We start from the raw sequence: 26,303 nt of genomic DNA on the forward strand, positions 1-26,303 counted from the left end.
CATATTAAGTGCCGTTGAGACCATCTGAACGATGTGGAATCGATCCACAACGACTTTCGCGTTAGGAAAAAGTCGCGGAACTAGGTTGATGTATCCAGCGTTTAAGTCCAGCGAAACAGTCTTGACCTGCTTACGTACTTTGAGGGGAAACTGTTCGAAGTATCTGGTTAGCTGGTATGAAGTGCGGGAAGGCAAGATGGCCCCAATTTCACCTTGATCACTGTCTGCCCAGATGAAACTCATTTGGTTGGTTGCCTTGAATTCGTCAAAGGCTAAGTGATCTGGTAGCCAAGTTGTTTGTTTAAAGTTGTGAAGGGCGATTTCGTCATCTAAAACGCGCTGGACGGTCTTGTCTGCCACGTGGTAACGGCGTGCGATATCACTTAAGGAATGATTGGTCAGCGCCTCATAGAGAATCATCTGCCGAACTGGCGTGGTAATCACACAGTTGGGCTGAACGTAGTTCGTTTGGCTCTGAAAAACAGATGCACAAAGCTGGCAGCGGAATCGCTGGCAGCTAAGTTTCAGGTACGTTGGTCGGTAGCTAAACCCTGGAACCACGAGGCACACTTGATTGAAACCATACCGCACCATCTGCCCACAAAAGCCGCATTGTGGGCAGCGCGCTGGTTGAGTGATTAACCTAGCATAATAGAGCAAGGCATCCGCGTCATGAACCTTTTCAATTTGGGCATCTTTGTAAAAGATGATGTTTGGGTCTGTAATTTCAAGGGCAAGTCGGATAGACTGACTAGTAAGGGACATCACACAAACTCCATTTCTGAATTCTTTGGTCGGGACGATGAACAGGAAACCTTGTGGTGTCCTGTTTTTGTGCTGGAAACTAAATGGTATAGAAAAAGGAGTTGGCAGGCAAGTAGCCTATCAACTCCAAATATCGTAGCGCCAAATAAGTACACTGGCCTGTGGTGTGGTCAATGATTGGACCGTCGTTCACATGAGAGGCGGTTTTTTTGTCTATTCTCCAAAAATTTATGCTATTATAAGCTATGAAACAAAGGAGGAGTTAGAGATGGAAGAAGATATACGCGCACGAGAGGGCCGAAATGCTGGTAAACAGCTGCACCATCATGAGTCAGTTGAACAAGTACAAACAACTGTAGACAATGATTCGAAACCGGTAGAGCCAGTGCCAGAACCACCATCGTCTGACTCAGCAGAGCAACAATCCACAGCATCAGATCCGAAGGCACAACGGACTCGTCCTACCTCTACTAATGCTAAATTTTCGTTTGATACGGCGGAATACATCATCAGTGCAAACTCTATCCCCGACGGCTTTGTGTTTCTGAAGCCTGCCTATTATGCCTACTCAGCAACCATGACTTTCGGTTCAATCTTCGGAAACGCTGGCAATGGGTATGCCAAGGCGTATAGTGCTGTACTGTCAAGCATCCAGGATGAAATAGACAAGGGTGAGTACGATGCCCTGTTCAACATGCGGGTTATCACCAAAGACACCTCTGATTCTACTGAGTACGACTGTGTCATCTATGGAGACGCTTGCATAGTGGCGGAGTAGGGCAAAATAACAGACCTCAACTTAGGCTGAGGTCTGTTTTTGTCTGCTCACTTTGCTGACACTGTGACGGACACCATCTGCACTATTAGCCCTGGGTTGGCGGCCTTTGTCTCTTCAAAGCTAGAAGGTGTTGGGTACTCTGCATAGTCTGGTAGAACAACCGCCAAAGCGTTGGGGGCTGCTCTAACAGCGTCTTCTAGCGATGCGCCCTGAGTAACTGTATCGGGAACATCTGGGAAGGTTACCGTGTAGAATCCGTCGTTGTCGATGTTGTCGAAAACAGCCGGGTACGTAAGTGTCACTTTCTCATCGGTCATTGTTTAACACCTCATTCTGTATAGGCACACTATACGTCATATAGTCCTCAGCTACAACGCCCAGGGGCTGTGAGGTTCCTGTCAGTTACCCCCTGCCAAGAAGGCAAGCTGTAAGACGGCTTTTCGCCGTCGTTCCATTACAGCCCCGGCTCACGTGCATGTCACCACGTCGCGCTTACCAGACATCCATTCTCAGCCCCAGTTCTGCCCAGGACACCATCGATGCGAGCTTGAGGTTGATTCGTCTGTTAGACGTGCGGTCTAGCTCATGTGAACACCGCGATTACATCGATTGGCCGGACGTACCCCCGTGCATCTCTGCACGCAGAACGATCCACCCCTACCGTTTACCATTTTAAGTCTGGAAGGCCGTAGACGCCCATGAATGACGATGGGGGAGCTGACTGGACTTCACCACCGGCTGGATTCTATTGCGACGGCTCTAGCTGACCACCTGACTTTGATTCGACCTCGCGCAGGGCATGAGCGAGAACAGAGCTCACGTGGTACAATGAACCTGTATCGGGCAGATACAAAGGTTCTAACCTATTGGCGTAGGTTGTGAGCTTCAACTATTCAATTAGTTGGGCCGTTAAACGTTGGCGCGCTTGGCGGCTTTTTTCGTGTCTTGCATGATGTGTTCCCAGGCGGCTCCAATAACGAAGGCGATGCTCAGGGCGGCAATGGTGAGGACGTGCGAGGTGATCCAAAGGTAGAGAGCCAGGATGAGGTTAAGCATTGTTGACCGCCTCCAAGTCCAAGCAGAGGGCGCCTCTCAACGTGCAGTAGAGTTCGTTCATGCACCGACTCAGGGCTGTAGCAATCTCATGGGGTGTCATGCCGGATGAGATGACCACCCAGGCGAATAACTGGGCGGTGTGATAGTCGATTTCGCAGAATGATGCGAATTCATGGTAGTGTTCAGCCACCCAGGGAGCGGCGAACCCGACTGGGATAACGGTGTCGCCATTGTCACGCTCCTCGACCATCGCAAGTTCACCAAGTGTGATGTCATAGGCCGATTCGGCCAGGATCTCGAGAGTTATCTTCATAGCTAGTCCTCCAAGTCAGGCACAAACTCAGAGAGCATCGTGAGCGTGGTGACGGCGTTTCTCATGGACAGAAGCAGGGAGCGGTCAACGACGCACACATCGTCGCGGCATTCAGCCTGTTCATCGTCGTCCCACTTCAGGGGACTGTCGTCCTGGTAGTCCCAGGTGAAGCCAATAGCCGCCTTGAGGTCAGTGATTGCCTGACCCAGGATTTCGGCCACCGGTTGGCCGGCTGAGGTCCGCAGGTTAGGTGGAATGACGATGGTGGCGAATTCCAGGTTATAGATCACGTCGGACAAGGCGTCGTAGTTGACGACGTTGATGGTTGGTTGAGTTGACATGTTAGAAGCCCTCCTGTGATGATGTGATTTTGGCAGCCTTGGTTGGACGTTCGAGTTTGTAGTCCGTTTCGATGGGGTGGTAGTCCCAGACTTGCTCACGATTGCCCTTGTAGCCCTTTTCGTACTTGGCGACGCGAGCCATGAATTGAACTTGATCGCCCTCATGGAGGTCCAGATTGGACCAAGTCTTGCCGCAGGTGAACCAAAGGTGGTCGGTGACCATATTGCCGTTCTGCTCAACGTTGCTAAATAAAACCGTGGTTTCATCACCCACCCATCCAGACCGCTTTCCAAAGCGCTCGAAGGTGGTCGTGAATTGAAAACGTGCATTAGTGCCTAACTTTCTGAGGGCTTCCCGCCCGTATTTGCTGCGTTTTTTTGACATGGTAAAATTCTCCTTTTATAAGTTGTAATTTCTGGTCTTAGGTCGCCCGCCGGGACGATTTCAGTGCGATGTTACTTCAATTTTATGCAGATTTCAGATGGTATTTGATTTCAGTGTGGCGTCCAATTCTGAACGCTTAATCCGCCTAGTCGTGCCCACGAACGTGACACGGATGTCGCCTTGACGGACGTACTTCATTAGAGTGTTGCGGCAAACGTTGAGGTATTTGGCCGCTTCACCAAGGGTGAAGAATTCGGGTTCCGGTTGCTGTGGATCGATGTTGAACGCCAGCTTGGCGACACGCTCATCCACGAGGCGAGTGACTAGGTCTTCGAGACCGGGGAACTGAATGCTGATGCTTGGTTGTTGTGAAATTGCTTGCATTGCAATTTTTCCTTTCCTTTGCACGATATTTTGAATCTATGATGATTTCAATGTGCATCTGACAAGAACATGATACGTCGTGCGAGACGATGTGTCAACCACATTTGATAATTTTAATGTGCATGTGTATAATGGAATCGGAAAGAGGTGATTATAGTGCTCGCAAATCGTCTAGGAATTTTGTTGACTGAACGTAATCTAACCATTAAGCAGGTGACCGAAGACACTGGACTGTCTCGTAACACCGTATCGAACTTGGTCAATAAGCCAATGGGAAACATCTCCGTCGATACAACTGACCTGTTATGCAACTACTTACGCGTGACGCCAAAGGAGTTTTTCGAATACTCGCCATATCGAATAGAGGCTGAGACGTCTTCTGAAGTTTTTAGTAATGCTGTTGATGGAAAAGCTCCGTACGAAATCGCGGTGACCTTTGAAGGGGAACGGCGAATCTACTATTTTGATTTTTCATTCGAGAAGAATGAGACAGATTTGGACTCACGACTTCAAAGCGACTATCATGCTGAGCTGACATCAATTAACGACTTCGGTTCAAAAGTGTACGAAATTCTTAGTGTGAGACTTCAAACATTGTTGAACGATCGGCTAACTGAAATATTAGCTGCGCTTTCGTTCCAACGAGCTCAGAATGAGACTGAGTCGGACGAAATTCGGGTGAAACTCGCGTTGATTATTTCAGATCGAAAGCAAATAGATCTTGGCTCACAGATACTTGTGCTTAAGTAGCTCTATCGCCATATTTCCGATTTTGGGTCGCCCGCCGGGACATCAAAAAAGGAGAAAATTATGGCATCAATAACAAAGTACGACACGCAAAAGGGAACCCGTTGGAAAATCCAGGTTTATGCTGGCGTTAACCATCTGACTGGGAAGAAACTCTACCGCACCCGCCAGGGTTTCAGGTCGCAATATGAAGCCCGATTGGCGGCAACTAAACTGGAATTCACCATTCAGAACGGTGACCAGCTGACCAAAAATAAGTCGAGAACAATCGAGCAAGTTATCAATGAGTACCTTGAGGCGTGGGCGCCAACAGTTCGACCAAGCACTGCAAGGGCAGCCGCTGGCCGAGTAAAAATTAACGTCGTCGACGTCATTGGCGATTGGCAGATTGAGAAGGCCGATCTTCAACGATACTTGAATAGCACGACAGACACGTTACCCAGCTCCTTCAAAGGAAATTGGGGTTTTGTCCGTCGTGTGTTTAGGTTCACTCTTGACAACGCTTACATTCGTGTGGACCCAACAATCGGCGTCAAACTCCCACGACAGGAAAAGGCGCCGATTGAAGATGATTCTCAATATTGGACGCGTGAACAGATCGACCACTTTCCAGTCTAATCGACGTGCGCAAGCATCCAGACGAAATGCTTATGTTTAAGATTCTGTTTTTGGCAGGGCTCCGGGTAGGGGAACTGACCACATTGAAGTTCTCAGACGTCGAGGTGGTCAGCGACAAGCAACTGAATGTGTCAGTTCGACGCACTCAGTCGATGGTTGACATCAACCTGCCCAAGTCGCAGGCAGGTTTTCGAATGATTCCGATTGTGGACGCGGTGGCAGTTGCCCCATTTAACATTTGGAAGACAAAGCTACTCAACAAACTGCACAACAAGCGAATCATCGTTGACCTGGACAAACAGTGGTTGTTCCCAAATCCTCGCGGCAACGACAAACCGTGTGACGTCAAGAAACCAGCTTGCCGTCTTGCATCACTCATCAAGGCAAACAATCTTACGCCACGAATCTCTGCTCACAAGGCGCGACACAGCTTCATCTCGAATCTATTGATCGCTGGCGTGGACATCTCGACGGTTCAACGGCTCGCCGGTCACTCGAAACCAACCATGACTCTCGCTGTCTACGCGCACATCTCAAACGAGCAACGTGAGGCCGCCGCTGTGAAGCTGGCAGACTACCTTGGGGCCGTCGAGACAGTAGACAGTGGGAATGACAGTGGGACCAATTCTGAATCAACGGACTGCCCCAACAAACGTTGATTTACCGGCCTTTCACAGGGGTGGCGACTGTCTTCACTCATTTTTGGATAAGACAACCAAATCCCTGCGGCCCCGTGCGATTTCGCGCGGGTGAATACTGCATAAAAACCAAAAACCGAGGCGCGAGTCGCGTCTCGGTTCACAATCACAGCGTGATCAGCATCGGTAAAATAACAGGGTGGCGTTCCGTCTTGTCGAACAGGAACTCCTGCAGGTTGGCGATGATCGCGTCCTTGAGCATGCCCTCGGTGACCTTCTCGTTTTGCTTGAAGGTGGTCTTGATGGTGCGGTAGACGCGGCGCTGGGCGGAGTTGATCAGCTCGCCGGACTCGCGCATGTAGATGAAACCGCGCGACAGGAGGTCCGGGCCGGCCAGCACGGCCTGCTTTTGCATGTTGATGGTGGCGACCACCACGACCAGGCCTTCCTCGGACAACAGGCGCCGGTCGCGAATCACCGCGTTGCCGATGTCACCGATGCCGGAGCCGTCGATGTAGACGTCGGCGGCCGGGAAGTGCCCGGCCCGGCGAGCGGAATCCTTGCCCAGGGCCAGCACATCGCCGTTGTCCATGATGAAGCAGTGGTCTTCGGGGATGTGGCACTCCTGCGCCAGCTCGGTGTGAATCTTCAGCATCCGGTACTCACCGTGAATCGGCATGAAGAACTTCGGCTTCATCAGGCGCAGCATCAGCTTTTGCTCCTCCTGACCGCCGTGGCCGGAGGTGTGGATGTTGTTGACCTTACCGTGGATGACGGTCGCACCGGCCTCTTCCAGCTCGTTGATCACGTGGTTCACGCTGACCGTGTTGCCCGGAATCGGGTTGGACGAGAAGATCACGGTGTCGCCGGGCTGAATCGAGATCTGGCGGTGGGTGCCGTTGGCGATGCGCGACAGCGCCGCCATCGGTTCGCCTTGCGAGCCGGTGCAAAGAATCATGACCTCACCGGCCGGAATCTTGTTGAGCTCGTGGCTGTCGATCAGCACGTCGTCTGGAATGTCTAGGTAACCGAGCTCGCGGCCGTTGACCATCGCGGTTTCCATCGAGCGGCCGAACACCGCGATCTTGCGCCCGTGGTCCATCGCCGCCTGGGCGGCCTGGGCGATGCGCGAGATGTTGGAGGCGAAGGTGGCAAAAATGATGCGGCCTTCGATGCCGTCGAACAGGTGGCGAATCGAGTGGCCGACGAAGCGCTCGGACTTGGTGAAGTTCGGGATCTCCGCGTTGGTCGAGTCGGACATCAGCAGCAAGACGCCTTCCTCGCCCAGCCGGGCCATTTTCTGCAGGTTCGGCGCCGGCTGGTCGCCAACCGGGGTCAGGTCGAACTTGTAGTCCCCGGTTTCGACGATCACCCCTTGAGGCGTGTGAACGGCGACGCCCAGGGTGTCCGGAATACTGTGGGTGGTGCGGAAGAAGTCGACGGTGATTTTGCGGAACTTAAGCACCGCGTCTTCCTTGAGTTCGTGCAGCTCGGTGGTCCGCAGTAGCCCGTGCTCCTCCAGCTTCCCGCGAATCAAGGCCGCGGCCAGCGGTGGGGCGTAAACCGGGACGTTCGGCACCTGCTTGAGGAAGTAGGGAATGCCGCCGATGTGGTCTTCGTGCCCGTGGGTGATGACCAGCGCCTGAATCTTATCTTGGTTCTGCACTAGGTAGGAGTAATCGGAGATCACGTAATCAATTCCGAGCAGGTCGTCTTCCGGGAACTTGATCCCGGCGTCGATGACGATGATTTCGTCTTGGAATTGAACCCCGTACATGTTCTTGCCGATTTCACCTAGGCCGCCGATTGCAAAAACGGCGGTTTCGTTGTTTTTGACGTTAAGTTTCATTGAGGCTAAAACTCCGTCAGCTCAAAGCCGGGTTCTTGCTGCTCAAAGGCCAAGAACTTGCCGGAAAGCTCCTGCACGAATTCGATGTTGTAAGGCGTGTGGGCCTCCACCAACGCACGTGCGGCCGCGGCCGAATCCGCTTCGAGGTAAAGCGTTTCGGTGGTTTCCCGCTTGGGGTTGCGGACCATATCCTTTTGGTACAATACTTTGTAAATCATGGTAGACTCCTTTCGTGTACGCCAAAAAACTCCGCAAAGCATGCGGCGTCTCTTGCGATTTACCGGTCAAATGTTGAAGGGGCTTCAACAGTTACGACTATCTTATCATAATTGCGGCACCGACGCCACGCCCGAAACGCCGCCAGCTAGTGTCGGCGGCGGCCACTGCGGTATACTAAAGAAAAGGGGGGCTTAACATGTGGTGGTTGATTGCGGCGGTGGGTGTCGTGCTCCTTTTGGCCTTGTTAATCTGGTACCGCGCCGCTCGCAAGCGCCGGGCCTTGCGGTTGTTCTTGACGCGCAGCCAGCAGGCCTGCGACGCGGCGGTGACGGCGGCGCTGGCCGCGCTGGGCTGGCCGCACGAGCCCCTGGTGGCCAGCACCCCGGTGGCCGACGTGTGGGGCCACGGCATCGCGGCCTTCGAGTACGTCATGATCGCCGCTGATTCGACCCCGACCCGCCAGGCGCTGTCACAGGCGCTGGCACAGGCGGGGACGACGGCGGGGTTGCAGGCCGCGACCCGCGGACCGGCGCTTGTGGTGACCGATTTTTGGCTGCGGGACGGGCTGTTGCACGTCGATGTTGCCTACCTGGTCAACCAGGCGACGGCCGAGTACGTCGAAGACGTACTGCGGGTGTGATGGCACGAAAAAAGGCGAGCCGGTGCGGCTCGCCTTTTTGGTGTCGGTTAATCGATCAGGATGCCCTCGGGTTTCATGTGGAAGGGCTGTTTCTTATCGATGTGATCGTAGAACAAGATGCCGTTGAGGTGGTCGATTTCGTGCTGGCACACGATGGCCGGGTAGTTCTTGAGCCGCACCTTCTTGGTCTCACCGGCGAGGTTTTGGTAGCGAATGGTGATGCGATCGTGCCGTACCACGTAGCCTGGGACGTCCTTGTCCACGCTCAAGCAACCTTCGCCTTCCGACAGCGCCGCTTCCTGGACGCTGTGGCTGATGATCACGGGGTTGATCAGCACTTCCTTAAATAAGATCTCGTCGTCAGGCCCCGGCACCAGCACCGCAGCCATCGCCTTGCCCACCCCGACTTGAGGGGCGGCCAGACCGACGCCCGGGCGCAGCTTGTACTTTTCGTTTTCCTTCTCGTCTTGGCTGATGACCAGGTAGTCCATCATGTCTTTGGCGAGTTTTTTGTCCTCATCCGATAGCGGGAAGGCCACCGGCTGCGCGTGCTCGCGCAGCACCGGGGCCCCGTCGCGGGTGATGTCTTTCATGAGATACACGATCAAGACCTCCAATTCGTTATTCTTCATTACCTTACCACACCGCGCCGCAACAAAAAAGAGATTCTGCAAGGCCGGGCCTTGACACCGTGCCGCCAGTTGCGTATGATTAGTAAGTAGTTAAATCCGGTGCTTTCCGTTAGGTGAGGCTCCTATACGAACAATGCTGCTGCTCAGAAACATCCAGAGATGCCAATGAGTCAACTGCGCTTGTCTACAAAGGCTTGCGCTAACGTAGCTGAACTTTGTTCTAGGCGTATAGTGCTAAAACTAAACGATTGGGATGCAAATCGCGCGCATACCCAATTGGTGTGCGCTTTTTTGCGCGCAACGGACGGTGAATGAAAGGTGGTGGGTACATGAAACAAACAGCGATCGATGGTGGTAATCCCGACAATGCAGATCCCGGAAGGTTTGACATTGTGCCGCCACATCAATTAAATAATAGATAAACGCGGCATCCAAACCTCCGATCGAAGAGAGGAGATTGACGATGTTGATGCAAGTACAAAGCGGCTTGACCCGGCTTGAGGTCAAGCAAAAGCAAGTGTTGCAGCACGGCGGCCGCATTCAGGCGCCGGCATTCGCACTTCGCCCGCTCGTGTTGCTCGGGCTGGGGCTGGGTCTGCTTTTGGCGGCCTTGGCCCACGGGCTGATCGGGTTGGCGCTGGCCGGTCTGATCGCCGGTTTGGCCGGCCTCGGCCACCTGGGCCTCACCCGTTGGCTGGCCGCGCTCGACGCGCCGCGGCAGGTGCTGGTGGTCCGCGACGGGCTGGTTCGGCCTATCGCCGCCAGCGACTTGGTGGTCGGCGACGTGGTGCAGGTTCAGGCTGGCACCCGGCTGACCGTCGATGTCAGCGGGGCAATCAGCGCCCAGCCAGCATTGTGGCTGCGCCTACTGTTGACGATCACCGCCCAGCCGGTGGCCTTCGGGGTTGCCCCGGCCGGCAGCCGTGCGGTGGCCAGCGCGCAGGCTCGGGTGCTGGCGGTCGGCGCTGACCGCCTGGTGGCCCGGCTGGTTCAAGGCGACGCGGCTGCCGGTCAGCTCGCAACGCTTAGCGGCTGGCTGCTGGCTGCTGCCTTGGCCTTCGGCTGTGCGATTCGCGCGGCGCTTGGCGGCTTAGCGGTTCTGCCGCAGGCGCTGATGGCGCGGCAGGCGGCGCTGTTGACCCGCCGGCCGCAACCCGCCCGGCTCGCGGCGTTCGGTCGCGAAATCACCCTGGTTGGTACCACGCGCCACGACGCCCAAGAGGCGGCGTTCCGCTACAACCAGGACCCGGTCTCGTGGCGCTTCGCCTAATTCAATGACCCTTTGGCGTCGGCTCACACCGGCGCTTTTTTTGTGGCTGCGGCTGGCCATTTGCGCCAAAAAGCGGTATCCTTCGGTTATCACAGGCGGCTCTGGCTGGGCCGGTAGGGGGCAAACATGCAAAAAGTGGTGGTGTGCGGGCAAAGCACCGCGACGATTCGAGTGTGCGAGCGGCTGATTCAAAGCCCACTGGCGCTGACGCTTTCGCTTGAGGCGACCGATGCGGCCGCGCTGGAGTGGCCAAGGCTTGTGGCGCTTGCCGCCATCGGCCCCAACGCCTTTGGCAAGGCAACCAGCAAGAGCCTGGCCGCGGCGGACGTGCTGATTTTCACCGATTACCAAGCCGCTGCCAAGGGCGAGCTACGGCTTGAAAACATCGCGCGGATGCGGCGCGTCTTGAACACCGCCATGGCGGCGGGGTTCGGCGGGGTGGTGCTGGTCGCCACCGGCGAGGCGGCGGTCGGCACCTATTTTGCCCAGCGCATTTCCGGGCTGCCGAAGACGGACGTCTTTGGCATCGGCACCTTGGCGTTGACCGCCTGCTTCGAGCGCTTCTTGGCCACGCGCTTCACCGTGCCGCGCGAGTCCGTCACCGCCTATGCGGTGGGGACGCAGCAGGACTACGCGCTGCTGTGGAGCCGCGCGTTCATCGGCACCACGCCGGTGCTCAGTCTGATGAAGGACCTTGATGCCGGTGCCATCATGCGCGAGGCCATGGGGGTGTGCGACGCCTTTGCCGCAGTGGCCGACGCCTCGGTGTGGGCGGCCGCCGTGGAGCGGCTTTTGGCCGCCTTGACCGGCCAGGCGCTATTGGCCCCGGTGACCACGCTGATCGAGCGGCCGGAGGGGCCGGTGGCGCTGGCGCAGCCGATGCTGGTCGATGCGCGCGGCGTAACGCTATTGGCCCCAGTCACCGGCGACAACGCCGAGCAAGAGGCGCTGGTCGCCATCGAGGCGGCGGTGCGGGCGAAGCTGGCCACCATCGAGTGAGCTGATTAGTGAGCTGATTAAAGGAGAACAATCTTGAAACCTAACTACCAATACCCGCTTGACCTTGACTGGACCACAGACGAAATGGTCCGGGTCACCACCTTCTACTCACTTGTGGAAGACGCCTACGAAAAGGGCGCCGACCGCGCCAACCTGCTGGCCGCTTACTCTGGCTTCAAGCAGGTGGTGCCGGATAAGGGCACCGAGCGCCAGCTGGGGCGAGAGTTCGAGGCCAACTCCGGCTACTCGATTTACCTGGTGATGAGGGCGGCCCGCGACACGGCGGCCAAGCGCGTCAAGCTGAGGGTCGACTGATGGACGTCGCCGCGCTTCACCAGCAGGTGGTCGGCTGGCTCGACCAAAGCCGCAAGCGAATTCTCGCCGCGATGGCGGCCCCGCTCACCGTGGCGACCAAGTCCAACCGCAACGACCTGGTGACCAACGTCGACCGCGCCAACCAGGCGTTTTTGGTGGCACAATTGCAGGCCGCCTACCCGCAGGCGGCCATCGTCGGCGAGGAGAGCCACCTGGCGCGGCCGCAGACGCTGGCCGGGCTGGTGTTCTTCCTGGATCCCATCGATGGCACCATGAATTTCGTCAAGCAACGGGCCAACTTCGCGGTGATGCTCGGGGCCTACGTCGACGGCGTGGCGGTGTACGGCGCCATTCTCGATGTGATGGCAGACCGGCTGATCACCGGCGGCCCGGCCTGGCCGGTTGCGGTTAACGGGGTGCCACAGCCGGCACCGCGCGACCTGCCGCTTGCGGCCGGCCTGCTCGGCGTCAACTCGCGCATGGCGATTCACAACCAGTCGCACCTGGGCGAGCTGGCGTTGGCCAGCGCCGGGGCGCGGATGATCGGCAGCGCCGGCATGACCTTTGCGGCCATCACCATGGGCCAGCAGGTCGGCTACGTCTCGTACTTGCAACCTTGGGACGTCGCGGCCGGCGCCGCGATCGGCGCGGGGTTCGGCCTGCGGGTCACCCGGCCTGACGGGGCGGCGCTTGACCTGTTGCAGCCCGGCCTGGTGGTCGCGGCGATGCCGCAGGCCCACGCCGCGATTGTGGCCGCAATGGCGCGGCCGTAGCGGTCGCCAAAAAGTTTTCAGAAAACCGTCACAGGCGCTTTGACCTGTGCTATAATGTTTTATCGAAGACTGTGTCGACTCGACACGTTTTTTTATGCCGTAATCAAACAGGCACGCTGAAAGGAAGTTAATACACGTGAAGACACGCGACGACATTCGGAACATTGCGATCATTGCCCACGTCGACCATGGTAAGACCACGCTGGTCAACGAGATGCTGAAGCAATCCGACACCCTGCCAGAGCACATGACCATCGGGGACCGCGCTTTGGATTCGAACGCTATTGAAAAGGAACGCGGGATCACCATCCTGTCCAAAAACACCGCCGTCAAGTACGGCGACACCACGATCAACATCGTGGACACCCCAGGGCACGCGGACTTCGGGGGCGAAGTGGAACGGATCATGAAGATGGTCGATGGGGTGTTACTCATCGTCGACGCCTTTGAAGGCACCATGCCTCAGACGCGCTTCGTCTTGAAGAAGGCCTTGGAGCAGCACCTGACGCCGATCGTGGTGATCAACAAGATCGACCGCCCAGGCGCCCGGCCGGAAGAGGTTGTGGATGAAGTGCTGGAACTGTTCATCGACCTTGGGGCCGACGAGAGCCAGCTTGAGTTCCCGATTGTCTACGCCAGTGCCCTGAACGGGACGTCCAGCTACTCCGACGACCCGGCCGACCAGGAGCACACGATGCAGCCGCTGTTCGACACCATCGTGAAGACCATTCCGGCGCCAGTCGACAACACCGACGAGCCGCTGCAGTTCCAGGTTTCCATGCTGGATTACAACGACTACGTGGGCCGCATCGGGATCGGCCGCGTGTTCCGCGGCACGATTTCCGTCGGCGACAACGTGTCCGTGCTCAAGCTTGACGGCACCAAGAAGAACTTCCGGGTCACCAAGCTGTTCGGGTTCTTCGGGCTCAAGCGCGTCGAGGTCCAAACCGCCAAGGCCGGCGACCTGATCGCCGTGTCCGGGATGGACGACATCTACGTCGGTGAAACCGTCGCCGATGCCGCGACCCCTGAGGCCCTGCCGGTGCTGCGGATCGATCCGCCGACACTGCAGATGATGTTCCTGCAAAACGACAGCCCGTTCGCCGGCCGCGAAGGGGACAAGGTCACCGCTCGCAAGCTGGAAGACTACCTGCGCTCCAAGCTGCAAACCGACGTGTCGCTGCGCGTCGACGACACCGATCAGGCCGGCGCCTGGATGGTGTCCGGTCGTGGCGAGCTGCACCTGTCGATTCTGGTCGAGGAAATGCGCCGCGCCGGCTTCGAGCTTCAGCTCGGCCGGCCGGAAGTGATTTACCGCGACATCGACGGCGTCACCTGCGAGCCGTTCGAAGAGGTGCAGATCGACACGCCTGAGCAGTACACCGGGACCATCATCGACGCCATGTCCAAGCGCAAGGGCGAGATGCAAAACATGGAGAACGAAGGCAACGGCCAGACCCGCATGACCTTCCTCGCGCCGTCTCGTGGCCTGATCGGCTACTCGACCGAGTTCCTGTCCAGCACCGGTGGTTACGGCATCATGAACCACACCTTCGAAAAGTACCTGCCGGTCGTTAAGAACTGGGAGCCAGGCCGTACCACCGGCGCCTTGGTCTCGATCAACGCAGGGCAGGCGACCACCTACTCGCTGCAAAGCATCGAAGACCGTGGCCAGCTCTTCATCGATGCCGGCGTCGAGGTTTACGAAGGCATGATCGTCGGTGAAAACAGCCGCGACAACGACATCGCCGTCAACGCCACCAAGGGGAAGAACCTGACCAACACCCGTGCCGCTGGTAAGGACCACGCCGCGGCCATCAAGACCCCAAAGAACCTCAGCCTCGAGGAATCCATCGAGTTCCTGAACGAAGACGAGCTGTGCGAAGTCACCCCGACCTCCGTTCGCCTGCGCAAGAAGATTCTGAACACCGGCGAGCGCCAAAAGGCCGACAAGCGCCGCAAGATGTCCAAGGACCTGTAATCGCGTTTACCAGAAGTCTCCCGCGGGAGGCTTTTTTTGTGGCCGCTCGCCGCGGCGCGGGGCAGCGGCACTGTGAGCTTTAAAGTTGACGGCGGCAAGGCCTGGGCTTACGATAAACTCAGATGATTATCTTAGGACGGGGCGGCGGCTTTGATCACAGCCGCAGCACGACCACCGTCTATGGGGAACGGTCCGGGACATAAGCATTCCCAGTACCCCACTCATGCCATGCCGAACCAGGCAACAACGCCGACGTTTTCGCGCAACGGTCTCCTCCGTTTGAGACCGACCACCAGGGTGTGGACCACCACCCCCCGATTGCTTAGTGTTCCGCCTACTCGCGCTGCGAGGTAGCTGCGGCGGGGCATTGACCGGGGGCCTGTTTCAAGGGGGTCGCGACTTGACCAGCCGCGGCCTCGCGACCACCTGAGGCTTGCAACCAACCAGCACAAGGCCCAGGCCACCGGACGTTCAGCCGCCCGGTGGCTTCGGCGCGGCCGCCGTAGCGTTTTGGCTACGGCGGCTTTTTGGTGGTCGAGTCAAGGCCACCGCGGCAAGCCCGGCCGCACGGCGGCGCAATCTGTGGTAGAATTATGGTACATTTTGCCGCGAAAGGGCGAGTGCTGTGCTTAAGAAGCTTCATTACCTGGATTACTACATCTTAGTGCCATACCTGCTCTTGTGTGCGACCGGGCTGGTGATGGTGTATTCCGCCAGCGCCTATTACATCCAGACCCACTACGGTCAGGCGCAAAACGCGGTGATGATCAAGCAGCTGGTGTTTGTGCTCATCGGCCTGGTGTTGGTCGGGCTGTTTTATTACCTCAAGCTGAGTGTGCTGCGCTGGCCTTCGTTTCAGTGGTTGGCCAACGTCGCGCTGTTCGGCAGCCTGGTGTACCTGATTGTGCATGGTCTGCTGCACCCGGCTTCGGCCATCAACGGGGCCAGTGCCTGGATTCCGGTGGGCGGCTTCCACATTCAGCCGACCGAGTTTGCCAAGCTGATCATGATCATCTACCTGGCCCACATGTTCACCATGCGCCAAGACCAGATGCGCCGTATCGACTTTCAGGTGCGGGAGCTGCGCAAACCCTTGCTGTTCGTTTTCGTCTTGATCGTCTTAGTGCTGGTCGAGCCGGACACCGGCGGTGCGATGATCCTGGCGGTGATCGCCGCGGTCATGCTGTTTGCCAGCGGCATCTCGCTGCGCTACGGGGTCGGGATCAGCGGCCTGGCGGGGGCATTGGCCGCCGGCGCCTACTTCGCGGCCAGTCGCATCACCTTTCCTGCTAAGCTGTTGCGCGAGCACTACCAGCTGCGGCGCGTGGTTGCGGCCTTACACCCGTTCCAAATGGCGAAGACCGATGGCAATCAGGTGGTCAACTCGCTTTTGGCAATCGACCACGGCGGCCTGTTCGGGGTGGGGCTGGGCATGAGCAGCCAAAAACTCGGCTTCTTGCCCGAGCCGTACACGGACTTCATCCTCGCCGTGGTCGCCGAGGAGCTCGGGCTGATCGGCGCCGCCTTGGTGCTGCTCGGGATTTTCTTTTTGATCATGCGCTTTTACCTGGTCGGCATCCGCAGCAAGACCAACTTCCACGCGCTGATCGCGTACGGGATCGCGACCATGATGCTGATTCAGACCGTTTTCAACGTCGGGGCGGTGACCGGTCTGTTGCCGGTGACCGGCGTCACGCTGCCCTTCATCTCTTACGGGGGCTCGTCGATGCTGGTGTTGTCCGCCTCGGTCGGTATCATGTTGAACATCAGTGCCAGTGAGCACAAAGCCAAAGAGAAAGCAGGGGCCTTGCATGCATAAAGTATTGGTTGCCAACCGCGGCGAAATCGCCGTTCGCATTTTCCGCGCCGCCGAGGAGCTCGGGCTCGCCACAGTCGGCATTTTTGCCAAGGAAGACGAGCTGGCGATTCATCGCTTCAAGGCCCAAGAGAGCTACCAGGTCGGCGCGGGCAAGGCGCCGATCGCCGCTTACCTCGACGCCGATGACATCATTCGCATCGCCAAGCAAAGCGGGGCGGATGCGATTCACCCGGGCTACGGCCTGCTGTCCGAAAACGCGGCGTTCGCGCGGAAGGTGATTGCCGCCGGGCTGACCTTCGTCGGGCCGCGGCCGGAGCTGCTCGACACGTTCGGTGACAAGGTCGCGGCCAAAAAGGCGGCCCAGGCCGCGGGGCTTGCCACGATTCCCGGCACCCCGGAGCCGACCGAGGACTACCAGGAGATTCTGGCCTTCACCCGCCAGCACGGCTTCCCGGTGATGCTCAAGGCGGCCAGCGGCGGCGGCGGCAAGGGCATGCGCATCGTGCGTTCGGAGGCCGAGCTCGCGGCCGTGTACCAAAACGCGGTCAACGAGGCGGTCGCAAGCTTCGGTGACGACCGCATGTACGTGGAGAAATACATCCAAAGCGCCAAGCACATCGAGGTCCAAGTGCTGGGGGACTGGCACGACCACCTGTTGCACCTGTTCGAGCGCGATTGCTCGGTGCAGCGGCGCAACCAAAAGGTGATCGAAATTGCCCCGGCGGTCGGCCTGGCCCCGGCGCTGCGCCAGCGCATCTGTGACGCCGCCGTCGCCTTGATGACCAGTGTCCACTACGAGAACGCCGGCACCGTCGAGTTTTTGGTCGAAGGCGATCAGTTCTACTTCATCGAGGTCAACCCGCGCATCCAGGTGGAGCACACCATCACCGAGCTGATCACGGATGTCGACTTGGTCCAAAGCCAGCTGCGAGTGGCGGCCGGCGCCGACCTTTTTGCGGATCTGAAGCTGCCCGAGCAAGCCGACCTGTCGGCTCGCGGGGCGGCGATTCAGTGCCGCATCACCACCGAGGACCCTGCCAACCACTTCATGCCGGACACCGGTACCATCAAGACCTACCGCAGCCCAGGGGGCTACGGGGTGCGGCTGGACGTCGGCAACGCTTACGCCGGGGCCGTGGTCAGCCCGTACTACGACTCGCTGTTGGTCAAGACCTCGGTGCATTCGGCAACCTTCGCCGGCGCCGTGGCCAAGATGCAACGCGCCTTGCGCGAGTTTCGCATCAGCGGCGTCAAGACCAACCTGCCGTTTTTGGTCAATGTGCTGGCCGCCCCGGTGTTCCAGCAGGGCTTGGCCGAAACCACCTTCATCGACAACACGCCGGCGCTGTTCAAGCTCAAGCCTCAGGCAGCCAAAACCGACCAGCTGATCGCCTATGTCGGCGAGATCACGGTCAACGGCTTCCCCGGGCTTGAGCGCCACGCCCAAAAGTACTACCCGGACTGGCAGTACCGCCTCCAGTTTCCAAAGGCCGCCCCTCAGACCAACCTGGTGCGGCTGCTGGCCGCAGGCGGGCCGCAGGCGGTCACGACCTGGCTGCGCGATCAACCGCGGGTGCTGTTGACCGACACGACCTTCCGCGACGCGCATCAAAGCCTGTTTGCCACGCGGATGCGAACCCGCGACATGCTGCGGGTGGCGCCGGACATGCAAAACGCGCTGCCCGACCTGTTTTCAGTCGAGGCGTGGGGCGGGGCGACCTTCGATGTCGCCTACCGCTTCTTGAACGAGGACCCGTGGCGGCGGCTGCAGGCGCTGCGCCAGGCGTTACCCAACACGCTGTTGCAGATGCTGTTTCGCGGCAGTAACGCGGTGGGCTACAAGAACTACCCGGACAACGTGATTCGGCGCTTCATCGCAGTCGCGGCCAAAAACGGCATCGACGTGTTCCGCATCTTTGATTCGCTGAACTGGGTGCCGCAGCTCACGCACTCGATCGACGCCGTCAAGGCTACCGGCAAGTTGGCGGAGGCCACCATGTGCTACACCGGGGACATCTTGAGCAGCGCCCACCCCAAGTACGACCTGGCCTATTACGTCAACTTGGCCCAGGAGCTGGTCGCGGCCGGGGCCGACATGCTGGCGATCAAGGACATGGCGGGGTTGCTCAAGCCCCAGGCGGCCTACGCCTTGGTGGCGGCGCTCAAAGACGCCGTCGACGTGCCGCTGCACCTGCACACCCACGACACCACCGGCAACGGCGTGGCCACCTACGTGCAGGCCGTTGCCGCCGGCGTCGACGTGGTCGACGTCGCGCAGTCGGCGATGTCTGGCACCACCAGCCAACCGTCACTGCAAAGCCTGTACTACGCGCTGGCCGGCACCCCGCGCCAGCCGGCGGTGGACATCGCGCGCGCCGAGCATTTGAACCAGTACTTCCAGGCGATTCGGCCTTACTACGCCGATTTTGCCAGCAACGTGACCGGGCCCTTGACCGACATCTACGCCGTGCAGATGCCGGGCGGTCAGTACTCCAACCTGCAGCAGCAGGCCAAGAGCATGGGGTTGTTGGACTTTGAGGCGGTCAAGCGCATGTACCAGCAGGTCAACGACCTGTTCGGCGACATCATCAAGGTGACCCCGTCGTCCAAGGTGGTCGGCGACATGGCCCTCTACCTGCTGCAAAACGAGCTGACGCCAGCGGATGTGCTCAAGCGCGGTGAGACCCTCGATTTTCCGGAATCGGTGGTGGCCTTTTTCAAGGGCGACCTCGGCCAACCGGTCGGCGGCTTTCCCCAGGCGCTTCAGGCCAAAATCCTCAAGGGTCAAGCCCCGCTGACGGTGCGGCCGGGCAGCCTGGCGTCACCCGTCGACTTCGCCGCGGTGCGTGAGGACCTTAAGCTTGGCGGTCTGGCGCATCCAACCGAAGAGCAGGTGCTGTCGGCGATTTTGTACCCCGACGTCTTCAAGCAGTACCTGAAGAATCAGGCGGTGTACGGGCCGGTGACCATGCTGGACAGCCCGACCTACTTTCAGGGCATGCGCATCGGCGAGCGCATCCGCGTCGCCGTGGCGCCTGGCATCATGTACATCATGCAGCTGGACGCGATTGGCGAGCCCGACGCCGCCGGTCTGCGAACCCTGTACTTTACGGTCAACGGGCAAAAGCGCGAGGTGCAGGTCAAGGATGCCAGCGCCAAGCAAAGCACCGGTGGCCACCAGCTGGCCGAGCCGACGGACGCCAACCAGATTCCGGCCCCGATGGGTGGCCGCATCCTCAGCGTCGCGGTGGCGGTGGGTCAGCAGGTTGAGGCCGGCGACGCCATGTTTGTCACCGAGGCGATGAAGATGGAAACCACGGTGCATGCGCCGTTCGCCGGCACCGTCACCCACCTGTACGTGGCGGCCGGCGACCTGGTTCAAAGCCAGGAGTTGTTGGCGACTTTGAAGCCAACCAGCCAGGGGTAGCCCGGCACGATTAACGAAAGGAGCTCAGTCATGCTTGATGTGACGGCGCGGCAGGGCCTGGTGGTTTGGGTTTACTCACTCAAGCAGATCAAGGCACTGCGGCACTACGGCACGGTTTTGTACGTTTCCAAGCGCATGAAATACGTGTATTTGTACCTCGATGAAGACAAGATGGCAGACACCATCGCCAAGGTGGAGAAGCTGCGCTTTGTCAAAAGCGCGGTGCCATCGCCTCAGGCCGCGCTGCGAACCGAATACGCCGGCGATTCCAGCTTCGCGGCGGGGGAAGACGACGAAGACGACGACGCACCGAAGGGGGAAGCCCATGCGCATCATTAGTGGCGAGTTTCGCGGTCGGCGGCTGAACGCCGTCCCCGGCGACAAGACCCGGCCGACCGCCGACAAGGTCAAGGAATCCATGTTCAACATGCTGGGCCAGCAGTTCTTTGGCGGTTCTGCCTTGGACCTATACGCTGGCACCGGGGCCTTGGGCATCGAGGCGGTGTCTCGCGGCATGGCGCATGCGACGCTGGTTGACAAGCAGTTCGCGGCGATCAAAACGATTCGCGAAAACGTCGCGCTGACCCACGCGCCGGAGCGGTTCACCGTCCTCAAGGCCCCGGTCGACCGCGCGTTGGCGCAGTTCGGCGCGGCCGAGGCGCGGTTTGACCTGATCTTGGCCGACCCGCCGTATGCCCAACAAGAGGTGCTGGCCCAGCTGGCCACCATCCAGGAGCTGGGCCTGCTCGCCCCAGGCGGCCGGGTGCTGCTTGAAACCGGGCTTGATGTGACGTACCCGGCGACCATCCCGGGCTACGCGCAGCTGCGCCTGCAAAAGTACGGCGTGGCACAGGTTTTGATTCTAAAGCGAAGCGAGTGAGGCAAAATGGCAAGAATCGCATTGTTCCCGGGCAGCTTTGATCCGTTCACCAACGGCCACCTCGACACGGTGCAACGGGCGAGCCGCCTGTTCGACCGCGTGGTGATTGCGGCAATGACCAACACTAGCAAGCGGCCGCTGTTTTCGGCGGCCGAGAAGCTCGCGCTGATTGAGGCCGCGACCGCGGCGCTGCCCAACGTCCAGGTGGTGGCCCAACCGGCGATGCTGACCGTCGCCTATGCGCAGTCGATCGGCGCCACCGCCTTGATCCGCGGGGTTCGCAACACGGCCGATTACAACTACGAAAGCGGCATCGCCGACATGAACGCCAACCTGGCGCCGGACATCGAAACGGTGCTGCTGTTCGGCGACAAACGCTACCGCTTCATTTCGTCCAGCCTGATCAAGGAGGTCGCGGCCTTTGGCGGCGACGTCTCCGCGCTGGTGCCGGCGAATGTCGACGCGGCCTTGAAGGCGAAGTTTGGAAGTGAGCCACATGCGTAAGCGAACCAGGCGGTTTTGGGCGTTCGGCCTCGCCGCGTTGGCGGTCTTGGCCTTCCTGTTCGTGCCGACCGGCCAGTACGTCGAGGTGCCGGGCTCGGCCGAGTCGCTCAAGCCCTACGTCAACGTACAGGGCATCAAGGACCAAGAGGCCGGTAGCTACATGCTGACCACCGTTGGCATCATCGGCCCGGCCACGCCGGCGGTGTTAGTCTGGAGCAAGTTCCAGCCGTATTCGGAGATTCTGTCCAAAACCGAGCTGATGGGGGCCGACTCAAGCGCCGAATACGAGCTGCTGCAGCGCTACGACATCCAAAGCGCGGCCAACAACGCGATTCAGGCGGCCTTCAAGCAGGCCAAGCGCAAGGTGGTGGTCAACCACCTCGGCATCTACGTGATGTCTTTGCTCAAGGACTCGCCGTTTCGCAACCAGCTGAAGCTGGGCGACACCATCACCGCCCTGGACGGCAAGCACTACCAGACGGCCGCCGATTACGTCGCCGCAATCAAAAAGCGCAAGGTCGGCGCCAAGCTGACGCTGACCTACCTGCGCGACGGCCGCTCGCACCAGGCGACGGCCAAGCTGATGCAGCTGCCCAACACCAAGCAGGCCGGCATCGGTATCACGCTGACTGAGCACACCACGGTCAGCTCGACGCCCAAGGTGACCATCGACGCCGGCGCGATCGGCGGTCCCAGCGCCGGGCTGATGTTCGCCCTTGAAACCTACACGCTGATCACGCACCAAAAGCTGCGTCAGGGTCAAAACGTGGCCGGCACCGGTACCATCGAAGCCGATGGTACGGTCGGGCAGATCGGCGGCATCGACAAGAAGGTCGTGATCGCCAACAAGGAAGGGGCCAAGGTCTTTTTCGCCCCGGATCAACCGGCGACCAAGGCGATTCTCAAGGCCGACCCGACCTACCAAAACAACTACGCGGTCGCCAAGAAGGCGGCCAAGGCGATCGGCAGCCACATGGTGGTGGTGCCGGTGAAGCACCTGCAAGACGCGGTCGATTACCTGACCAGCCGCGACTAAATCGTGATCAGTCCCAAAGCTTCCCCCCAGCGGTGGAAGCTTTTTTTGCTGGCGCGGGTCAGCGGCCGCCTTGCGCGTAATCTCTTGAACAGGAGGTGAGCGCGATGATGCAAGTCAAGCAATGGGCCAAGGATTACTGGTACCTGCCGCTGTTGGTGCTGGCCGGCGCGGCGTTTTGGTGGTGGCAAAACCGCCAGCCGCAACCGGCCCCGGAAGCGGCGCCGGCGGTCAGCGCAAGCGTGGCGAGCAGCAGTCAGCCGGCCACCGCGGCCGCAAGCGCCAGCAGCCAGCCTGGCCCCGGGTTCGTCTACCTCAAAGGTGCGGTGGTTCACCCCGGCCTGTACCCAATCACTGGCACCACGCGCTGGGACGCGGTGGTCAAGGCGGCCGGCGGGTTGACGGCCAAGGCCGACGTGACACAGGTCAACCTGGCCAAGATTGCGGTGGATGAGGAGAGCCTCTACATTCCGACGGTGGGTGAGACGCCGCCGGTTGCCGTGGAACAAGGCCCCACTCCAGGCGCCACCACGGCGGCTTCCAGCAGCGGCCAGGGCCTGGTCAACCTGAACACCGCGACGGCAGCCGAGCTTGAGACGCTCAGCGGCATCGGCCCCAAGAAGGCGGCCGACATCATCGCCTACCGCGAAAGTAGCGGCGGCTTCAAGACCATCGAAGACATCAAGAACGTCAGCGGCATCGGTGACAAGACCTTCGAGGCGCTGGCGCCGTCGATCACCGTCGGCCCATGAACCGGCAGGGGGTGTTTTGGCTGGCGGCCTTTCTCGGTGGCCTGCTCGTGTTCCTGCAGCCCTGGTGGCTGGGGCTTTTGCTGATCGGCTGGGCGGGGCTTAAGGCCTGGCGCTTTGCGAACGGTGCCTTGGTGGTGTTGGCGGGGCTAGGGCTTGTGCTTGGCGCCTGGCAGCGGCAGCAGACGCTGGCCCCACCGGTGCCGGCGGGGGCGGTGCGGGTGCTGCCGACCGGCTGGACGCTTCAGGGGGGTACCGCGCGGTATGTGGGAACGGCGCAAAACGGGGTGCCGATGAGCGGCCTGGTCACGGTGACGCCGGTGCAGGCAGCGGCGCTTGAGGCGCTGACCACGCCGGCGCTTGTGACTTGGACCAAGGCGCCGGTGCGGCTGAGCGGGGCCCGTAATCAATACGAGTTCGACTACGCGCAATTCGCCTGGCGCCAGTCGGCCTTGGCCTACCAAAGCGAGACGCAGCCGCTTGTGTGGCGGCCACTGCCGGTTGACACGGTGGTGGATTGGTTGGCCGGGCTGCAGGCGAAGTTCGTGCAGCGGCTCAACCGGCTGCCAGACCGGGTCGCGGCCTACGCCAAGGGGCTGCTTTTGGGCCAGCTCGACGCGGATTTCGCCGCCCAGCGGCAGACCTTCTCGGATCTGGGGATTTTCCACCTTTTTTCGGTGTCCGGGCTGCACCTGTTCGTCCTGATCGGGGCCTTGTATGCGCTGAGCGACCGCCTGCGCCTCCCCAAGGAAGGCGTCGACTGGGCCCTGATCGGCCTGCTGCCGAGCCTGTTGATCCTGATTCCACCTGGCGCCGGCATCACCCGGGCGGTCGGGCTGCGGGTGGTGGCGCTGCTCAACGCCAGGTTGCACTGGCGGCTGACGCAGCTGGATTGCTTCAGCCTGGTGCTGATGCTGAACCTGCTGTGGCGGCCCTGGGTGCTTCACACCTTCGGCGGTCAGCTGACCTACCTGCTGTGCGGGGTGCTGCTTTTGACCGCCGGTGGGCGGCTGGCGACCGCCTGGCACATGGCGCTGGCCGCAACGCCGGTGGTGATCGCGCAGACCTTTCGCCTGCACCTGTTGACGGTCGGGTTCAACTGGCTACTGATGCCCGTGTTTGAGCTGGGGCTGATGCCGGCCCTGGTGCTGGTGGCCATCTGGCCGCAGCCGCAGCTGACCGCCCTGTTGGAGCGGGTGATTGAGGCCGGCGAGGCGGCCCTGATGCAGGTCGGCACGCTGCCGGGTCAGGTAATTTTTGGCGCCGTGCCGGCCGGGCTGACCGTGCTCGGCGTGGCGGCGGTCTTGGTCGGGCTGGGGCGGAGGCGGTGGGGGCCCCTGGTGGTGTGGGTGGTCATGGCCTGGCTGGTCGCCAACGTTCATCCGGCCTGGCGGGTGACCGTGTTTGACGTCGGCCAGGGCGACGCGATTTTGATCGAGGCGCCGTTCAAGGGCGGCACCGTCCTGATCGACACCGGGGGCCGCGGCTTTGGTACCAGCAGCAACCCGCCGGCCCAACGCGCCATCGTCAACTACCTGCACGCTCGCGGGGTGGCGCGGCTCGACGCCTTAATCCTGACCCACCCGGACGCCGATCACGTCGGGGATGCGCCGCTACTGGCCAGCCTGATTCCGGTGACCACGCTTTACACCACCCCGGCGGCGCTGGCCGACGCCACGATTCAGGCGGTGGCCGGTGAGGTGAGCCAGACCAAGCAGGTGCTGGCGGGGGCAACGCTTGCGGTGGGGGCGATTCACCTGCGGGTGGTGTCGCCGCAGACCTCCAGCCTGACGGACAAAAACGCCGACTCGCTGGTGATCTATGGTAGGATAGATAACGAGAATTGGCTGTTGACCGGCGACGCCGACGAAACCGTCGAACGCACCGTGCTGATGCCCCAAAAACTGGCCGTCGATTTTTTGAAGGCCGGCCACCACGGCTCCAAGACCTCGACCAGCGCCGAGTTTCTGGCCCAGATTCAGCCACAGGCGGCCCTAATCTCCGCCGGGGTCGCGAACCGTTACGGCCACCCGGCGCCCGAAACCCTGGCCCGGCTGACGGCCGCTCACGTCCCCTGGCTCAGCACCGCGGAGTCGGGCATGATCTGGCGCGAGAACCACCGCTTCTACACATTTTTGGAAGGACCAAGCCATGCAAGTCGATGAACTGATTCAACAACTCAAAACCGGGCCGCGACCGCCACTGGTGCTGGTGCTCGGCACCGAGCAGGCGTTACGCGACCGCACGCTGCAGGCACTGCGGCAGCTGGTGCCACCGGATCAGCAGACCATGAACTACGCGGCCTACGACATGCGCCAGACCCCGGTGGCCGTGGCGCTGGACGACGCGACGTCGCAGCCGTTTTTCGGCGACTTTCGCGAGGTGGTGATCACCGACCCGTACTTTTTGACCGGTGAGTCGGCCAAGGGCGGTCCGGTCCACGACCTCGACGGCCTGACCGCTTACTGCCAAAAGCCGGTTGCGTCCACCACCATGGTGCTGGTGGCGCCTTACCCGAAGCTGGATGAGCGCAAGCGCCTGGTCAAGGCAATCAAGAAGCAGGCGCTGGTGGTCGACGCGGCGCCTTTGAACCAGCGCGAGGCGCAGGCCGCGATCCAACGCGCCTTGCGCAGCCAACACATCACCATCACCCCGGAGGCCTCCCAGGCGCTGGTGCAGCGAGCCGGCGGGGACTACTCGGCGATGGTACGGGAGCTCCCTAAGCTGGCGGTGTTTGCGGCCGGGGGCAAGCCACTGGACGCGGCGGCCATCGACGCGCTGGTACCCAAGCAGCTGACGGATCGCGTCTTTGACCTGGTGTCTGCGGTGGTGGCGCGTAACGCGACGCAGGCGATTGCGCTGTACCGCGACCTGCTGCTGCAAAAAGAGGAACCGATTCGCCTCAACAGCCTGCTGGTCGGGCAGTTTCGGCTGCTGGTGCAAGTCGCCATTCTGGCGCAAAAAGGCTACAGCCAAGGCAGCCTGGCCAGCACCCTGAAGGTTCACCCGTACCGCGTCAAGCTGGCGCTGCAGGCGGTGCAACACACCGGCCTCGCCGCGCTGCAACGCGCCTACAGCGGCCTGGTCGACACGGAGGCGGCGATGAAAACCGGCCGCATGGACAAGGCCTTGGCCTTCGAGCTGTTCGTGCTGCGCTACTGCGGCCAGGCACGGCGTTAGGGGGCGGG

Annotated in this window: 29 protein-coding genes and 1 riboswitch; of the genes, 19 read left to right on the forward strand and 10 right to left on the reverse strand. The window is 60.2% G+C overall.

The features are described from left to right. Positions 1–765 (reverse strand): transposase (locus NUH19_RS00005; RefSeq protein WP_262314507.1); only part of this gene is annotated, 765 nt, incomplete at its 3' end. 268 nt (positions 766–1,033) lie between these two features. On the opposite strand from NUH19_RS00005, the gene NUH19_RS00010 reads away from it, so the two are divergent. Next, the gene (locus tag NUH19_RS00010) at positions 1,034–1,543 is read left to right on the forward strand and encodes a hypothetical protein (RefSeq protein ID WP_262314508.1); all 510 of its coding nucleotides are present in this window, start codon (positions 1,034–1,036) and stop codon (positions 1,541–1,543) included. Between the two features lie 47 nt (positions 1,544–1,590). Here NUH19_RS00010 and NUH19_RS00015 read toward each other — a convergent pair whose 3' ends face one another. The 6 genes from NUH19_RS00015 to NUH19_RS00040 all read right to left on the reverse strand — a co-directional run bounded on the left by NUH19_RS00015 (position 1,591) and on the right by NUH19_RS00040 (position 4,022). Continuing rightward, a complete protein-coding gene (locus tag NUH19_RS00015) occupies positions 1,591–1,860 on the reverse strand; it encodes a type II toxin-antitoxin system HicB family antitoxin (protein ID WP_262314509.1) in 270 nt (89 codons plus the stop codon). A gap of 592 nt (positions 1,861–2,452) precedes the next feature. Beyond that, the gene (locus NUH19_RS00020; RefSeq protein WP_262314510.1) at positions 2,453–2,599 is read right to left on the reverse strand and encodes a hypothetical protein; all 147 of its coding nucleotides are present in this window, start codon (positions 2,597–2,599) and stop codon (positions 2,453–2,455) included. Beyond that, the gene (locus tag NUH19_RS00025; protein WP_262314511.1) at positions 2,592–2,912 is read right to left on the reverse strand and encodes a hypothetical protein; all 321 of its coding nucleotides are present in this window, start codon (positions 2,910–2,912) and stop codon (positions 2,592–2,594) included. Before NUH19_RS00025 ends, NUH19_RS00020 begins: the two co-directional genes overlap by 8 nt. Before the next feature lie 2 nt (positions 2,913–2,914). After that, positions 2,915–3,253 (reverse strand): hypothetical protein, encoded by a 339-nt coding sequence (locus NUH19_RS00030; RefSeq protein ID WP_262314512.1) that lies wholly within the window; start codon positions 3,251–3,253, stop codon positions 2,915–2,917. A gap of 1 nt (position 3,254) precedes the next feature. Next, on the reverse strand, positions 3,255–3,638 hold the full coding sequence (locus NUH19_RS00035) for a hypothetical protein (RefSeq protein ID WP_262314513.1): 384 nt from the start codon (positions 3,636–3,638) through the stop codon (positions 3,255–3,257). A gap of 93 nt (positions 3,639–3,731) precedes the next feature. Next, complete coding sequence (locus tag NUH19_RS00040; protein ID WP_262314514.1) at positions 3,732–4,022, reverse strand: helix-turn-helix domain-containing protein; 291 nt, start codon at positions 4,020–4,022, stop codon at positions 3,732–3,734. A 156-nt stretch (positions 4,023–4,178) separates the two neighbouring features. Between NUH19_RS00040 and NUH19_RS00045 the strand changes: the two genes are divergently transcribed. Genes NUH19_RS00045 through NUH19_RS00055 form a run of 3 tightly spaced genes read left to right on the forward strand, consistent with a single transcriptional unit; the run spans position 4,179 to position 6,046 of the window. Continuing rightward, on the forward strand, positions 4,179–4,772 hold the full coding sequence (locus NUH19_RS00045; protein ID WP_262314515.1) for a helix-turn-helix domain-containing protein: 594 nt from the start codon (positions 4,179–4,181) through the stop codon (positions 4,770–4,772). A 60-nt stretch (positions 4,773–4,832) separates the two neighbouring features. After that, positions 4,833–5,387, forward strand: a complete 555-nt coding sequence (locus NUH19_RS00050) for an Arm DNA-binding domain-containing protein (RefSeq protein WP_262314516.1) — start codon at positions 4,833–4,835, stop codon at positions 5,385–5,387. Between the two features lie 32 nt (positions 5,388–5,419). Next, positions 5,420–6,046, forward strand: coding sequence for a tyrosine-type recombinase/integrase (locus tag NUH19_RS00055; RefSeq protein ID WP_262314517.1), 627 nt, complete (start codon positions 5,420–5,422; stop codon positions 6,044–6,046). Between the two features lie 145 nt (positions 6,047–6,191). Here the strand turns inward: NUH19_RS00055 and rnjA are convergent, their stop codons facing one another. Then, a complete protein-coding gene (gene rnjA / locus NUH19_RS00060) occupies positions 6,192–7,874 on the reverse strand; it encodes a ribonuclease J1 (protein ID WP_262314518.1) in 1,683 nt (560 codons plus the stop codon). Between the two features lie 5 nt (positions 7,875–7,879). Then, on the reverse strand, positions 7,880–8,092 hold the full coding sequence (locus tag NUH19_RS00065) for an RNA polymerase epsilon subunit (protein WP_262314519.1): 213 nt from the start codon (positions 8,090–8,092) through the stop codon (positions 7,880–7,882). 197 nt (positions 8,093–8,289) lie between these two features. On the opposite strand from NUH19_RS00065, the gene NUH19_RS00070 reads away from it, so the two are divergent. Continuing rightward, positions 8,290–8,733 carry a hypothetical protein gene (locus tag NUH19_RS00070; protein ID WP_262314520.1) on the forward strand — a complete coding sequence of 148 codons (444 nt, stop codon included), beginning with the start codon at positions 8,290–8,292 and terminating at the stop codon, positions 8,731–8,733. A 47-nt stretch (positions 8,734–8,780) separates the two neighbouring features. Here the strand turns inward: NUH19_RS00070 and def are convergent, their stop codons facing one another. Next, positions 8,781–9,335, reverse strand: coding sequence for a peptide deformylase (gene def, locus NUH19_RS00075; protein WP_262314891.1), 555 nt, complete (start codon positions 9,333–9,335; stop codon positions 8,781–8,783). 128 nt (positions 9,336–9,463) lie between these two features. Further along, a riboswitch (M-box (ykoK) riboswitch) is annotated at positions 9,464–9,625 on the forward strand. A 203-nt stretch (positions 9,626–9,828) separates the two neighbouring features. Here def and NUH19_RS00080 point away from each other — a divergent pair. The 14 genes from NUH19_RS00080 to holA all read left to right on the forward strand — a co-directional run bounded on the left by NUH19_RS00080 (position 9,829) and on the right by holA (position 26,295). Then, positions 9,829–10,635, forward strand: coding sequence for a hypothetical protein (locus NUH19_RS00080; RefSeq protein ID WP_262314521.1), 807 nt, complete (start codon positions 9,829–9,831; stop codon positions 10,633–10,635). Positions 10,636–10,761: 126 nt separating this feature from the next. Beyond that, the gene (locus NUH19_RS00085; RefSeq protein WP_262314522.1) at positions 10,762–11,634 is read left to right on the forward strand and encodes a Rossmann-fold NAD(P)-binding domain-containing protein; all 873 of its coding nucleotides are present in this window, start codon (positions 10,762–10,764) and stop codon (positions 11,632–11,634) included. Positions 11,635–11,667: 33 nt separating this feature from the next. Next, complete coding sequence (locus NUH19_RS00090; RefSeq protein WP_262314523.1) at positions 11,668–11,949, forward strand: UPF0223 family protein; 282 nt, start codon at positions 11,668–11,670, stop codon at positions 11,947–11,949. Continuing rightward, positions 11,949–12,722: an inositol monophosphatase family protein gene (locus NUH19_RS00095; RefSeq protein ID WP_262314524.1), complete on the forward strand. Its 774-nt coding sequence runs from the start codon at positions 11,949–11,951 to the stop codon at positions 12,720–12,722. The genes NUH19_RS00090 and NUH19_RS00095 overlap by 1 nt, the downstream gene beginning before the upstream one ends. A 136-nt stretch (positions 12,723–12,858) precedes the next feature. Then, positions 12,859–14,703 carry a translational GTPase TypA gene (typA, locus tag NUH19_RS00100; RefSeq protein ID WP_262314525.1) on the forward strand — a complete coding sequence of 615 codons (1,845 nt, stop codon included), beginning with the start codon at positions 12,859–12,861 and terminating at the stop codon, positions 14,701–14,703. A 625-nt stretch (positions 14,704–15,328) separates the two neighbouring features. Further along, positions 15,329–16,522 (forward strand): FtsW/RodA/SpoVE family cell cycle protein, encoded by a 1,194-nt coding sequence (locus NUH19_RS00105; protein WP_262314526.1) that lies wholly within the window; start codon positions 15,329–15,331, stop codon positions 16,520–16,522. Continuing rightward, positions 16,515–19,949: a pyruvate carboxylase gene (locus NUH19_RS00110; RefSeq protein ID WP_262314527.1), complete on the forward strand. Its 3,435-nt coding sequence runs from the start codon at positions 16,515–16,517 to the stop codon at positions 19,947–19,949. Before NUH19_RS00105 ends, NUH19_RS00110 begins: the two co-directional genes overlap by 8 nt. 30 nt (positions 19,950–19,979) lie before the next feature. Beyond that, positions 19,980–20,288, forward strand: coding sequence for a YlbG family protein (locus NUH19_RS00115; RefSeq protein WP_338085503.1), 309 nt, complete (start codon positions 19,980–19,982; stop codon positions 20,286–20,288). Then, complete coding sequence (gene rsmD / locus NUH19_RS00120; protein WP_262314528.1) at positions 20,275–20,829, forward strand: 16S rRNA (guanine(966)-N(2))-methyltransferase RsmD; 555 nt, start codon at positions 20,275–20,277, stop codon at positions 20,827–20,829. Before NUH19_RS00115 ends, rsmD begins: the two co-directional genes overlap by 14 nt. Positions 20,830–20,835: 6 nt before the next feature. Continuing rightward, on the forward strand, positions 20,836–21,333 hold the full coding sequence (gene coaD / locus NUH19_RS00125) for a pantetheine-phosphate adenylyltransferase (protein ID WP_262314529.1): 498 nt from the start codon (positions 20,836–20,838) through the stop codon (positions 21,331–21,333). Then, complete coding sequence (locus NUH19_RS00130; RefSeq protein WP_262314530.1) at positions 21,326–22,369, forward strand: SepM family pheromone-processing serine protease; 1,044 nt, start codon at positions 21,326–21,328, stop codon at positions 22,367–22,369. The genes coaD and NUH19_RS00130 overlap by 8 nt, the downstream gene beginning before the upstream one ends. Before the next feature lie 104 nt (positions 22,370–22,473). Then, the gene (locus tag NUH19_RS00135) at positions 22,474–23,118 is read left to right on the forward strand and encodes a helix-hairpin-helix domain-containing protein (protein WP_262314531.1); all 645 of its coding nucleotides are present in this window, start codon (positions 22,474–22,476) and stop codon (positions 23,116–23,118) included. After that, complete coding sequence (locus NUH19_RS00140; protein ID WP_262314532.1) at positions 23,115–25,280, forward strand: ComEC/Rec2 family competence protein; 2,166 nt, start codon at positions 23,115–23,117, stop codon at positions 25,278–25,280. Before NUH19_RS00135 ends, NUH19_RS00140 begins: the two co-directional genes overlap by 4 nt. Continuing rightward, complete coding sequence (holA, locus tag NUH19_RS00145) at positions 25,267–26,295, forward strand: DNA polymerase III subunit delta (protein ID WP_262314533.1); 1,029 nt, start codon at positions 25,267–25,269, stop codon at positions 26,293–26,295. Before NUH19_RS00140 ends, holA begins: the two co-directional genes overlap by 14 nt. Positions 26,296–26,303 lie beyond the last annotated feature (8 nt).

The organism is Lacticaseibacillus parakribbianus (assembly GCF_025490915.1).
Taxonomy (GTDB): Bacteria; Bacillota; Bacilli; order Lactobacillales; family Lactobacillaceae; genus Lacticaseibacillus; species Lacticaseibacillus parakribbianus.